This is a genomic window from Mucilaginibacter glaciei (assembly GCF_014773245.1).
Lineage (GTDB): Bacteria > Bacteroidota > Bacteroidia > Sphingobacteriales > Sphingobacteriaceae > Mucilaginibacter > Mucilaginibacter glaciei.
This window is the reverse complement of the sequence record NZ_JACWMX010000004.1, coordinates 496,211-509,514: the sequence shown is the minus strand read 5'-3', so window position 1 is coordinate 509,514 and position 13,304 is coordinate 496,211. Positions and strand designations below refer to the sequence as shown.

The window sequence follows — 13,304 nt, the reverse complement described above, 5'->3', positions numbered from 1 at the left end:
CAAATTAATTAAGATGAACGGTAAAGGTTGTGCCTTTACCTATTTCACTGGCTACCTCAATGCGCCCTCCAAATGATTCTACCTGGTTTTTTGTGATGAAGAGGCCCATCCCTTTAGCATCTCGGTTACCGTTAAAGGTTTTGTACATTCCAAACATGTCGTGCCCATTTTTGTGAAGGTCAATACCAATGCCGTTATCGGCCACACCAAACCCCTGCCTGCCATCGGTATCTGTAAAATAAGTGATCATCACTTTTGGCTTACCATGCAAGCAACGGTATTTGAGAGCGTTGCTTAACAGGTTAAAAATGATGCTTTCCATGTAAGCCGGGTTATAAACTAACTTACAATCGACAGGCACCTCATTTATTACTTCTACATTCCAGCGGCTGATATCCCCCTGTAAAAGATCTATCGCACGGGTAACATAATTGAACAGGTTGATCTCGTAAGTCTGGATATCGATATTTGTCTGGATAGATACCACCTCATTCAGGTTGTTGATCGTGTCATTCAGTTGGTCAGACACGCTTTGCAGATGCATAGATAATTGTTCCTTTTCCTGCGCATCGGTATCAGGGTCCTTCACTACATCCATAATCATTTTAAAGTTGCTGGCATGCGTGCGCAGGTTGTGCGATACGATATACGCAAAGTTTAACAACCGGTTATTTTGTCCACTCACCATATCCAGCGTATACCGCAATTGTTCCTCTTTCTGTTTTTGATCGGTAATATCCGTATGTGTGCCTATGATACGGGCAGGGGTACCATCCGGGGCATACTCGATAACTTTCCCCCTGTCCAGGATCCATTTATAGCTACCATCCCTGCATAATACCCGGTGCTGGTTAGTATATATTTCAGTATTACCATCAAGATATTCCTGTATATCGGCAAGATATTTCACTTTGTCATCCGGGTGTACCTTTTGGGTCCACACCCCGGGAATATTATCAAACTCATGCGGCTCAAACCCGATCATCCTGATGCACTGCTCGGAATGGAAAATGGTATTGTTCGCCAAATCCCAATCCCAGATCCCACCACCTGACCCTTCAGACGCAAAGATCCACCTCCGTTGGGTTTCGCGCAAAGCCGCCTCGGCGTTCTTGGGTTCGGTAATATCTTTTATTTGCGATATAAAATAATGGGGCCGGCTACTCCGGTCATAAATAAGCGATACATTCAGCAAGATCCAAAGTACTCCGCCGTCTTTTTTAAAATAGCGCTTCTCCATCTGGTAAGTGGATATCTCTCCACTCAGCGTTTTTTGTAGCAAGGTAAGGTCTGCTTCCAGATCATCCGGGTGGGTAATTTCCTGAAAGGTTTTGCACAGCAGTTCTTTTGCCGTGTAGCCCAACATGTCGCACAGGCTCTTATTGACTTTTAAAAATTTACCTTTTATCGATACCAGTACCATCCCGATAGGCGAAAATTCAAACGCGTTGCGAAAAGTTTCTTCGCTTATGGCCAGGTCACCCTCTGCTTTTTTCTTTTCGGTAACATCTATATGGCAACCTATCATACGGGCAGGCTCGTTGCCGTCCCACTCAATTACACGGCCTGTGCAATTTATACAGAGTATCTCTCCGTTTTTTTGGCTAAATCTGATGTCGATATTATAAAGCTTAACACCATGGCTATTCACATGGTCGTAAAAGCACGCCTTAGCCACAGGCAGGTCGTCGGGTAAGATCAATGATTGTAAAACAGCATGACCTCCAATCAGTTCATCTACTTCGTAGCCCAGCATACGCTTTAAGGCGGGGCTTAAAAACATAATATCTGTTTTGATATCCCAGTCCCAATAACCGGCAAGTGTTTCTTCAAGAATAATTTTGTAAATATCCTCCATTAGTAATTGGTTGCCTTTGTGAATTGTTATGTAAAATAACAACTTTGCACCACTATTTGCAACACACAGTTATTTGTAAACAAAAAAAGCACCCCCGGTATCCGATGGTGCCATAAATCAACAGCAGTTTATCGTGCTACACAAAATCCAACCCGGCAAAATTCTTATTCAGCACCAAGCTGTTGTTCACATTCAACCATTTATCCAGTAGGGTGGCGTAAACATCCCTAAAATCGATCTCGTATTTCAAGTCTCCGTTATCAAGCGTTGATAAGTTGGGGGCGTTATTATAAATGCCCGATTTTTTAAGTTTACCGCCAAATAACATCACGTTGTTTGCCGTGCCATGGTCGGTGCCGTTGCTGGCGTTTTGCTCTACACGGCGGCCAAATTCAGAGAACGTCATCACCAGCGTATCATCCAGTTTATTGGCTTGCTTTAAATCTTTCACAAAGGCGGCAACTGCGTCACCATAGATCTTTAATTGGCGGCCCTGCTGGTTTTGCTGGGTAGTATGGGTATCAAACCCGCTTAACGATACATAGTAAACCCTTGTTTTTAAACCCGAATTGATAAACTTTGCCACGCTTTTTAACTGCCCCGCAAAAGGAGTATTGGGATATACCGCCGTTGTGTTATAAGTTTTAGATGTTTGCTGGATATAATTAGCCGACGAATAAGTCTCGATCATCGTTTTGTACAAATAGCCCAAATTATCTTCATTCAGGTTGGCGTTATCATGCTCGTGCACCAGTTCCTTAAAGAACGGTTCGCGGGTTGACTGATAAAGCTTACCGGGGTTTTGTACCGCTATGCCTTTCATCTTCGTGCCTTTCATGGCAAGCGACAGCGTATCATCAACCTCTATCGCGGTATATGGATCTTTATTCACCGTACAATTGCTGTCCAGGTATCGGCCTATCCAGCCGGTGGTTAAAAACTGGTTGGCATCGCTACCTGTTTGCCAGATATCCATCGACCGGAAATGCGACCTATCCGGGTTTGGGTAGCCTACAGAATTGATCACGCCCATCCAGCCTTGGTCATAAATTTCTTTAAGGGCCGATAAATTAGGGTTTAAACCCTGCATATCATTCAGCTTAATAATCTCTGGCTGTTTGATAGCAATGGTGGCCCGCTTTTGGTAATAAATATCGTTGCCGTAAGGTATAATAGTATTCAACCCGTCGTTACCGCCAGAAAGCTGGATGATCACCAGGTTTTTGTACCCGGTAAGTTCGCTATTGGCCATTGCCTCAAACGGTTTCAAAAATGATGGTATCAAAAACGCGCCTGATGCAAGTGCCGAATTCTTTAAAAAATCTCTTCGTATCATAATTATCGAATTAATGAATTAGTGAATTAGTGATTGAATCTTAAACTTCAGTCAATCAATAACTAACTAAGCTGATACTCCGGTGTCGAAACCAGTTCTATCACCATCGTTTTAATATCTGTAGATCTGTTAACCACATCCATTACACTGCTATTTAGAGCAGGCGACAAGATAACCTGTGCTATGGTAGTCTTTGATGTATGTGCAGGTATCTCACCTAAAAACTTATCCCAATCAGGCTGGGTTTGCACCTGCGTTGCCACTGCCTGCTTGCTTTTTAAGGTATTGGTAATAAATGCCTCATCTTCCGGGTCCGCCTTGCCGGTAAAGTCAATAACCCCACCATTCAGAACTGTCGACGGGATCTTGATGCGATACATAAGCGATGAACTGTCAATCCAGTTCTTGCCTCCCGGCCAGCCGGCTACATTTGGCGGATAAAAAAGCACCTGCCCAAGCGTACGCTCAAACTGCATCATAATATCCGGGTTTTGATATTGTACATAAAACTGTCGGTTCATACTCACAATAAACTCTACCGGTGCTTTGATCATATTACCGGTATTTTTAAGATCGTAAAACCAATCGGATGTAAATACAAACTTTAAAAGCGGCGTTATATCATATTTACTATTGTACAGCACATCGGCCATGGCGTTTACATGCGCAGGGTCGGGTGTTTCGTTTACCAGGTATTTATACAATTTGGTACTGATGAATTTGGCTGTTTCCTTTTTGGCCAGCAACATATCAATAATCTCCTCGCCGCCAAAGTTGCCCGTTTGCCCTAAAAATGTTTTCTGCCCGGTATCATGCAAATTAGGCCTGGTTACAAACATGCCCTGCTGGTTAAAGCCCCAACCGGTAAATGCCCGCGCCGATTCTTTAACTTCCTGCTCGGTATAGTTACCGCGGCCTATGGTAAAAAGCTCCATCAGCTCCCGCGCAAAATTCTCGTTAGGGTGGTTCTTTTGGTTTTGCTGATTATTTAAAAATTGCAGCATCGCAGGTGCCTTTGCCACCTCGAGTAGCATTGTTTTAAAATTACCTATAGCATTCGTTCTATGTATATTGTTCAACTGCTGCGCATACCAGGCGTTTTGTGTACGGCAGGCAAAATGGTTATGCCAAAAAAGGGTCATCTTTTCACGAAGCTGCGCATTTGTATCGCTCATTTGCTTAACCCAATAAACGTTGAGGCCTTTTTCCTGCTGGCGCTGCTCCTGAAAAAACATTTTTTTGGTCATATCGTTGCCTTTGCTTAAAAAGGTCTTATAGTCAATGTTCCCTGCAATAATATCCAGCGGTTTTATTTCTTCTGATGATTTGAATAATTGCTCAACCGCTTGCTTAACGGTAGAGTGCTCGGCCATCCGCAGATCTTCGAACCGCAGGCCGAAACCCGCCCGCGAATACAAATGCCTGATCTTTTTGCTATTATCTATCATAATTATATGACAACGCTTAAACTCATTGGTTTAATGTCTTTTTTACATTTTAAAAATTGATTAAATGAATGTACAACCGGTATCTTACCTGTAAATTTGTGCCGATGATCTTCAGGCTCGACGACCGCTTAGTATTTCCCAACCCTACCCTTGCTGATGAGGACGGCCTGCTGGCTGTGGGCGGCGATTTGTCTGTTGAGCGTTTACTGCTGGCCTATCAAAACGGCATCTTCCCCTGGTATAGCGAGGATGAACCGATCCTATGGTTTTCGCCGCATGAAAGGTTTGTGCTTTTCCCGGCAGATCTGCAGGTTTCCAAATCCATGCGGCAGGTACTGCGCTCCGGCAGGTTTAAGGTGACGGTCGATACCTGTTTTGATGATGTAGTAGAGGCCTGCTCGGCCGCCAAACGCGAAGGGCAGGACGGCACCTGGATCACTGCCGATATGAAAGCTGCTTATTCACGGCTAAACCAGTTAGGGTATGCCCATTCTGTTGAAGTTTGGCAGGATGAGCAATTAGTCGGCGGCCTGTATGGCGTACACATTGGCGACGTTTTTTGCGGCGAGAGTATGTTTAGCAAGGTAAGCAATGCCTCAAAAACCGCGCTGATATGGCTATGTAATACCGGGCAATACCAATTGATAGACTGCCAGGTTTACACCGAACACCTGGAAAGCATGGGCGCGCAAATGATCGCGCGTGAAGATTATATCGGCATACTGCATAATTCCATCGCTTAAACCTTAGTTTTGTACAGATGGACCAACCCAACATAAAAGAGCGTATTATTTTAGGCATCGACCCCGGTACAGCGGTTATGGGTTACGGGCTGATATTGGAAAAGGGCAGCAAAATGGAGCTCATCAGCATGGGAGTAGTGAAGATGGATAAGATTGACGATCACATGCTGAAACTGCAGCGCATCTTTGAAAAAACCGTCGGTCTGATAGATAACTATAAACCCGATTGCCTGGCTATCGAAGCCCCCTTTTACGGCAAAAACATCCAGGTGATGCTCAAGCTGGGCAGGGCCCAGGGGGTATGTATGGCTGCAGCGCTATCACGAAATGTAAGTATTACCGAATACTCGCCCCGCAAAATAAAGCAATCCATCACCGGGAACGGTAACGCTACCAAAGAACAGGTGGCGGCCATGTTACAAACCTTACTCAAATTTACCGAAACACCCGATTTTTTAGATGCTACCGACGGCCTTTCTGTTGCGGTTTGCCACTCCTTTCAAAAGATTACGGTAGCACGCGGCGGCAAGGTAACGGGCAAAAAAAGCCACTCGGGCTGGGCAGCTTTTGTGAAGGATAATGCCGACAGGGTAAAAACTGGCACTAAATAATCAGAGTAACAGAGCCCGCACTTCCTGCCAGTTGTTTACCCGGACTTTCCAATCCAAGTTTATGTTATGGCCAGCAGTAAATAATACGCCCTGCCCAATAAAACGTTTGAAATGCTTCACGTTATCATCTATCAGGTAATCGGCATTGATGATACTTTTATCCCCGCAGTACACAATATTTGTCCAGCTGATGTACGGGAAATGATCTTTTAACCATTGTAATTTGGGGAGGAAAGAGTTAGGGAATTCCATAGCCGCGGTAGCGATAAAGATCTCGTACTTTTCGTGTAGATCGCGTACCACTTCTTTTGCGCCGGGCATTACAGCCAAATCCTTAAAAAAATCATCGTGGAACGCGTATTCTTTAATTACACTTTTATGCTCAGACGGCACTAAGTCCATAATATAGTTTGAATGGAGCTGCTCTGCAGAAAACTCCTTGTGGTAATCCCGCTTATACCAATCCGCAAAACGGAGGTGTGCGTCAGCAATAACTTCGTCCATATCAATAGCAATTCGCTTCATAGTGTCTGTTTTACACAAATATAACACCTAAGCACAAGCTTATTATTTATAATTATTCTAAATAACTTGCATCACATGCATTTTAAATATACTTTTGCGCCTTATTGATAATTAGTCTAAATAAATATGAAGCGCTTTCAACCTATTCCCTCACAATTATTTACGGTGTTTACCGCACTGTTTATCCTTTTAAATATCAGCATCACCTACGCGCAGTCATCACGCGGAACCGTACGCGGTAAAGTGGTTACAGGCAAAAACCAGGTAGCCAGCAACGTATCAATCGGTTTAGAAGGTACTAATTTCGGCACCACTACAAACGAGATAGGCGAATTCTCTTTCCGTGCACCGGCAGGTTCTTACCAGATCATCATATCCTACGTAGGTGTAGAGCGGGTAGAAGTACCGGTTACCATTATAGCAGGCCAAACGGTTACCGTTCCGCAGATAGCCGTTAACGCCAGCATGTCCCAGTTAAGCGAGGTGAACATTATTGCCAGCCGCGCCAACCGTTTTACCGCACGTATCAGTACGGATGCCGCTAAAATTCCTTTGGCGCCGTTAGAAAACTCGCAAAGCTACAGTACAGTAACCAGCAGCTTGTTAAAAGAGCAGCAGGTATTTAACGTAGAGGATGCCTTACGCAATGCTCCCGGCATTCAAAAAATGTGGGATGCTACCGGCCGCGCCGGTGATGGTGGCGGTTACTTTACCTTACGTGGTTTTGTTACCCAAACGCGTTTACGTAATGGTATTGCAGGTTTAGTAACCAGTGGTATCGATGCAGTAAATATTGAAAAAATAGAAGTGATCAAAGGCCCGTCGGCTACTTTATTTGGTAGCACTTTAACCTCTTTTGGGGGCCTGGTAAACAGGGTGACTAAAAAACCTTATGAAACATTTGGTTTAGAATTAGGCCACACCGTAGGCAATTATGACTTGAACCGTACCACTATAGACCTAAACACCCCGCTTGGCTCAAACGTAGCGTTCCGTTTAAATTCGGCGTACAACTACGAAGGCAGCTTCCAGAATTATGGTAAAAGCCGCACTTTCTCGGCAGCACCAAGTTTAGCGATCAAGGCAAATGATAAATTATCATTCCTGTTAGAGGCCGAAATGTTTTATGGCCGCAACTCGGCTAAACCATTCTTCTTCTTTTACGATTCACCAAAAGCAATGGGCATTACCAAGGTTAGCGATCTGAACATCGATTACAAAAACGCTTACTCTAACGACAATGTATCGTCATACAGCCGCAGCTTAAATTACTTTGCCGAGGCTAAATACAAGTTCTCTGAAAAGTTAACATCACAAACCGTATTCTCTTCATCAAACAGTTTCTCTAACGGTGCGAGCCCTTATTATTACCTGGTTACCGATGCGAGGGCAATTGACCTTACCAGAGACCCAATAACAAAAATTAGCCCGCTGCCAGACCTACCCGGAGAAGCTAACTACATTTACCGTAACGATCAATCTACCGCGAACAGTAAGTTAGGCGCAATAGAGATCCAGGAAAACATTAACGGCGATTTTAACATCGGCGGGATGCGCCACCGCTTTGTGGTAGGTTTAGATTTTCAACGCCAGAACTCTAATCAAATTTTCTTCGGGAATGCTTACGGTGTAGTGCCTATTAATGATCCTAATTTCGACTACAGCAGCTTTAACAAATTATTGGTTGATAAAACCAATGCGGCTAACCCGTTAACTTCAGCCAACACTTATCCATACATTTATAAAACCAATACTTATAGCGCTTACGCATCAGATGTGATCAACCTTACCGACAGGTTTATTGCTTCGGTAGGTTTACGTGTAGATCGTTTTGAGAACAAGGGAACCTTTAAATTAGACGGAACACCTGACGCTAAACCTTTTGGACAGACTGCTTTCTCCCCTAAATTTGGTTTGATTTACCAGCCGGTTAAGGATGCATTATCATTATTTGCCAACTACCAAAACGGTTTCCAAAACCCAGCTCCGTATACCGATGCTAATGGTCAAACTGTTGCACCTAAAATCCAAAACGCAAACCAAATTGAAGGTGGTGTTAAGATGGCTTTGTTTAACGGTAAGTTGAATGGAACTGTAAGCTACTACCGTATTAACCTTACAAATGTACTGCGCACCCTTCCTGGGTCGGGCGGACAGGCGATTCAAGTACAAGATGGCACACAAAACAGTAAGGGTTTCGAAGCCGAAGTGATTGCTAACCCTATCCCATCTATCAATATCGTAGCGGGTTTCTCTTACAACGATTCAAAATTTACCAAAGCTGATGCCGATGTACAGGGTCTGCGCCCAAACACTGCCGGTTCACCATACTTAGGTAACTTTTATGTAAGCTACCGCTTGCCCGAGAGTGCTGTTAAAGGTTTAGGTGTTGGTTTTGGTGGTAACTATGCCAGCAAAAACAAGATCATCAACAGCGTAAGCCAAGGCACATTTGAATTACCATCTTACACCGTATTAAACAGCAACGTATTTTACGACAGGGCAAAATACCGTTTTGGCCTGAGCGTAAATAACCTAACTAATAAACATTACTACACCGGTTACACCACCATTAACCCACAGCGTTTACGCCAGGTTTTATTAACGGCAACGTATAAATTGTAAGTATGACCCCATTTAAAAAAGTTATGCTTTTTTGCCACCGCTGGCTCGGATTTATTTCCGGGCTTGTGGTGTTTATAGTGAGCATTACCGGCTGTATTTTTTGCTTCCAGAACGAGATCCAGGATGCGATGTACAGCTACCGTACCGTGCAAAATACCGGCAAGCCTTATGTACAGCCATCGCAACTGATAGCCGAGGTTAAAAAAGCTTTCCCAAAGGCAAGCCCCGATTATATTTATTATTACGGAGCAGAGCGGCCCGCGGGTGTTTTAGCAAACTTAGGCAAAGAGGGTTACGAGTACGTATTCCTGAACCCTTACACTGCGCAAATCACCTACCACGAAAAACCGCAGACTAACTTTTTTATCATTGTAGAATACCTGCATCTGTACCTGCTGCTGCCGCCTGCCATTGGTAAGTGGATAGTAGGCGTATCGGTTATTATTTTTATGATGATCATGGTAACCGGGCTAATCCTATGGTGGCCTAAACGCAAAAGCGACCGCAACCGCAGCTTTACCATTAAATGGGGCGGCCGCTGGCGACGGGTTAATTATGATCTACATAACGTGCTGGGCTTTTACGCCACATCTATCGCCATGATACTGGCCATAAGCGGGCTGGCCATTGCGTTTGAACCCGTAAGCAAAGCCATTTATAATACCGCCAACCTGGGTAAGATAGACTACAAAACCGAAGTAACAGAACCGAAGTCGGATTCGTTAAAGCGTGCCGGATTAGCCGCGCAGCCGGTTGTGAATACTGCTTTTGCCTATGCCAGGCAGCAGGTGCCCCAGGCTCAAATGTTCTTGATCCATAACGACCCATCTATTTCCGGAGCTATCGGCGTAGGGGCATATGCTAAGTCGATGCATTACTCGCATACCACCGGTTTTGAGTTTGACAAGTACAACGGCAAACTTTTAAAATCATACATCTACGATAAGAAAAGCCCCGGCCTTAAACTGAACGAGATGAACTACGATATACATGTAGGCCAGATCATCGGCCTGCCGGGAAAGATCATCGCGTTTTTAGCAAGTTTGATCTGCGCCAGCCTACCTGTCACCGGGTTTATTATCTGGTGGGGCAAACGCAAAAAGGCTAAAAAAGGGCCGAAGATCAGGCACCCAAAAATGGCGGCCGCTTAAGGGTGGTATAACTCCAATCTTAAGCCGCTAATTAACCTGTCATGCTGAACGATAGTGAAGCATGTTCTCGCTTGTAAACCACGGGTAAGATCCTTCGCTATCGATCAGGATGACAAGCCGGGTGATTGTGCTCCACCTACCGGCGGGAAATTAAATTGTCATGCTGAACGATAGTGAAGCATCTGTTCGCTTGTAAACCACGGGTAAGATCCTTCGCTATCGCTCAGGATGACAAGACGGGTGATTGTGCTTTACCGCAATGTGATCTTACAAACGTAAAATAGCCAAAATTTTAACTCTTCGCTTTTGCCAGTGCCTTCCGTATCACACTATTCTTTTTCCCGTAGGTAAAATAGATCACCAGGCCAATGGCCAGCCATATCAGTAACCTTAACCAGGTATCTCCGGGTAAAAAGGTCATCATGGCAAAGCAGGTTAATATGCCCAATATCGGCACCAGTGGCACTAAAGGCGTTTTAAACGGCCGATGCACATCGGGCTGTTGGTTACGTAAAATGAGCACCCCTGCACATACCATTACAAAGGCAAGCAGGGTGCCAATGCTGGTCATTTCGCCCACTACCCTTATCGGCACAAAGGCAGCAAAAAAGGCTATGAATCCGCAAAGCACGATATTTGATTTCCATGGGGTACGGAACTTTGGATGAATATCAGAAAATACTTTTGGCAGCAACCCATCCTTCGACATGGAGAAAAACACCCGCGATTGCCCAAGCAGGTCGACCAATATCACAGATGTATAACCAATCAATATGGCCAGTACGATAGCCTTGCTCAACCATTGGTAATGCGTTTTTTCAATAGCGATAGCCACGGGCGCCCCCGAGCCGATAAATTCCTTGTAGTTGGCCATCCCGGTCATCACATGGGCAAACACCACAAACAGTATGGTACAGATCACCAGCGAACCAATGATGCCGATAGGCATATTGCGCTGCGGGTTCTTGGCCTCCTGCGCAGCTGTTGATACCGCATCAAAGCCAATAAATACGAAGAAAACCAAACCGGCACCACGCAAAATACCCGACCAGCCATAATCGCCCCAAACGCCTGTATTTTGCGGGATGTAAGGGTGATAATTTTGCGGATTGATAAAGCCCCAGCCTACGGCAATGAACACCAATACCACGCCTACTTTAAGGCTTACAATAATGGCGTTAACCAGTGCCGAGCCCTTTGTACCCCTGATAATGATACTGGTTACCAGGATAACAATTAAAGCTGCGGGTAAATTAATAATGCCGTTCACCACATCGCCATTGGCTGCCTTAGCCGTTTCAAACGGAGATAGCGTTAACTGCGGTGGCAGGTAAAGATCAAACCACGATAAAAATTTTGTTAAATATTGCGACCAGCTGATGGCCACCGTAGCAGCACCGACCGAATACTCCAGCACCAGGTCCCAGCCAATGATCCAGGCAAAAAGCTCGCCCATGGTAGCGTACGAATAAGTGTACGCACTTCCCGCAACCGGTATCATGGCCGAAAACTCGGCATAACACAGCGCGGCAAAAGTACAGCCCAACGCGGCTATTAAAAAAGATATGGTCACCGCCGGGCCCGAATGCTGCCCCGCCGCGATGCCTGTTAGTGAAAATAAGCCCGCGCCGATGATAATGCCTATCCCTATCAGGATAAGGTTAACCGGCCCAAGCGAGCGTTTTAGTGAATTTTCGCCTTCGTCTGCCGATTCTTTCAGCAGCAGTTCCATAGATTTTTTGATCATACCCAAATAAAGTCCACAAAATTAGTAGATATTTATAGAAACCCTAATTTATATGGATTTAGCAGATCTGCAGATTTCATATGTGCAAATATACGGATGAATAAAACCCCGCATCGTAAAGCGAGGACGCCTATGAAATTATCTGTAAGCCTCCACGCTTCGACCGGCGTATTGCTTACACCCTCACCACCAACTTGCCAAACTGTTTGGAGCTTTCCATTTTGGCAAATGCTTTATGCGTTTCTGCAAGCGGGAAAACTTCATCAATCACCGGGACGATCTGGTGTTCTGCAACAAAATCAAGCATGGCTTTAAACTCGCTCTGCGTACCCATGGTGGTACCGAGGATCTGTAACTGTTTCCAAAAGATCGGCCTTCCGTTTATCTCGGGTATATTACCCGCCGTAGCACCAAAGAACACGATCCTGCCACCGGGGTTGCAAAGATCAGGGATCTTATTAAAATCGGGGCCAAGGGCACTATCCACCACAATATCAAACCCGCCGCCCGACAGGTGTTTTAACTCTTCGGCCCAATCTTGTGCCTTATAATTTACACCGGCTGCAGCGCCCAATAATTTGGCCTGCTCAGTTTTTTCGCCACTGCCCGATGTTACAAAAACCTGGGCACCCGCCGCAATGGCCCATTGCAACAGGAAAGTACCTGTGCCGGCACCAACGCCAACTATCAGTATTTTATCACCTTTTTTAATTTTCGCTTTTGTAAACAACGCTCTGTAAGCGGTTAAACCGGCTAATGGCAAAGCAGCTGCCTGCTCCCAGTTTAAATGCGCCGGTTTGGCGTACAAATACTCGGCTTTTACCAAAACGTACTCGGCCAGTGTTCCATCGTCGGGCAGACCTAAAATTTTAAATTCTTTTGATTGATATTCATCGTGCTCCCCCCAGTTATGCGATGGATTGATGATCACTTCTTTATTCAGCCAGTCGCCTGCACCCTCACCTGATTCGGCAACGACGCCTGCGCCGTCGGCACCTAAAATGGTGGGGTATTTGATGCCTGCGTATTTGTTAACCGTTATCCAATAATCCCTGCGGTTAAGGGCTGCTGCCTTAATTTGCACTAAAACCTCGCCCGGGCCGGGAGTAGGTTTATCAACTTCTTTATAAACTATGGGATGCTCTAATGATTCTAAAACGATTGCTTTCATGAGTGACGTTTAATAGCGCCATTGCGGGGAACGAAGCGATTTCCCGATAAGCACGGCCGACCTGTATAGTTTGGAGATTGCTTCGTTCC

Annotated in this window: 10 protein-coding genes; 4 read left to right on the top strand and 6 right to left on the bottom strand. The window is 45.0% G+C overall.

Annotated features, from left to right (window positions below; all coding sequences use genetic code 11):
• Window positions 1-4: 4 nt before the first annotated feature.
• The 3 genes from IDJ76_RS12320 to IDJ76_RS12310 form a co-directional block, all read right to left on the bottom strand.
• Window positions 5-1,858: a PAS domain S-box protein gene (locus IDJ76_RS12320; protein ID WP_191163616.1), complete on the bottom strand. Its 1,854-nt coding sequence runs from the start codon at window positions 1,856-1,858 to the stop codon at window positions 5-7.
• Window positions 1,859-1,994: 136 nt separating this feature from the next.
• Window positions 1,995-3,194: a DUF1501 domain-containing protein gene (locus tag IDJ76_RS12315; RefSeq protein WP_191163615.1), complete on the bottom strand. Its 1,200-nt coding sequence runs from the start codon at window positions 3,192-3,194 to the stop codon at window positions 1,995-1,997.
• 62 nt (window positions 3,195-3,256) lie between these two features.
• Window positions 3,257-4,642 (bottom strand): DUF1800 domain-containing protein, encoded by a 1,386-nt coding sequence (locus IDJ76_RS12310; RefSeq protein WP_224746298.1) that lies wholly within the window; start codon window positions 4,640-4,642, stop codon window positions 3,257-3,259.
• Between the two features lie 104 nt (window positions 4,643-4,746).
• On the opposite strand from IDJ76_RS12310, the gene aat reads away from it, so the two are divergent.
• A complete protein-coding gene (gene aat, locus IDJ76_RS12305) occupies window positions 4,747-5,385 on the top strand; it encodes a leucyl/phenylalanyl-tRNA--protein transferase (RefSeq protein WP_191163655.1) in 639 nt (212 codons plus the stop codon).
• A 17-nt stretch (window positions 5,386-5,402) separates the two neighbouring features.
• Window positions 5,403-5,996 (top strand): crossover junction endodeoxyribonuclease RuvC, encoded by a 594-nt coding sequence (gene ruvC, locus IDJ76_RS12300; protein ID WP_191163614.1) that lies wholly within the window; start codon window positions 5,403-5,405, stop codon window positions 5,994-5,996.
• Here ruvC and IDJ76_RS12295 read toward each other — a convergent pair whose 3' ends face one another.
• Window positions 5,997-6,521, bottom strand: coding sequence for a 5' nucleotidase, NT5C type (locus IDJ76_RS12295; RefSeq protein ID WP_191163613.1), 525 nt, complete (start codon window positions 6,519-6,521; stop codon window positions 5,997-5,999).
• A gap of 126 nt (window positions 6,522-6,647) precedes the next feature.
• On the opposite strand from IDJ76_RS12295, the gene IDJ76_RS12290 reads away from it, so the two are divergent.
• Window positions 6,648-9,146: a TonB-dependent siderophore receptor gene (locus tag IDJ76_RS12290; RefSeq protein ID WP_191163612.1), complete on the top strand. Its 2,499-nt coding sequence runs from the start codon at window positions 6,648-6,650 to the stop codon at window positions 9,144-9,146.
• Between the two features lie 2 nt (window positions 9,147-9,148).
• Window positions 9,149-10,297, top strand: a complete 1,149-nt coding sequence (locus tag IDJ76_RS12285) for a PepSY-associated TM helix domain-containing protein (RefSeq protein ID WP_191163611.1) — start codon at window positions 9,149-9,151, stop codon at window positions 10,295-10,297.
• Window positions 10,298-10,589: 292 nt separating this feature from the next.
• Here the strand turns inward: IDJ76_RS12285 and IDJ76_RS12280 are convergent, their stop codons facing one another.
• Window positions 10,590-12,044 carry an amino acid permease gene (locus tag IDJ76_RS12280; RefSeq protein ID WP_191163610.1) on the bottom strand — a complete coding sequence of 485 codons (1,455 nt, stop codon included), beginning with the start codon at window positions 12,042-12,044 and terminating at the stop codon, window positions 10,590-10,592.
• Between the two features lie 175 nt (window positions 12,045-12,219).
• The gene (locus tag IDJ76_RS12275; RefSeq protein ID WP_191163609.1) at window positions 12,220-13,215 is read right to left on the bottom strand and encodes a zinc-binding dehydrogenase; all 996 of its coding nucleotides are present in this window, start codon (window positions 13,213-13,215) and stop codon (window positions 12,220-12,222) included.
• Window positions 13,216-13,304: the final 89 nt, after the last annotated feature.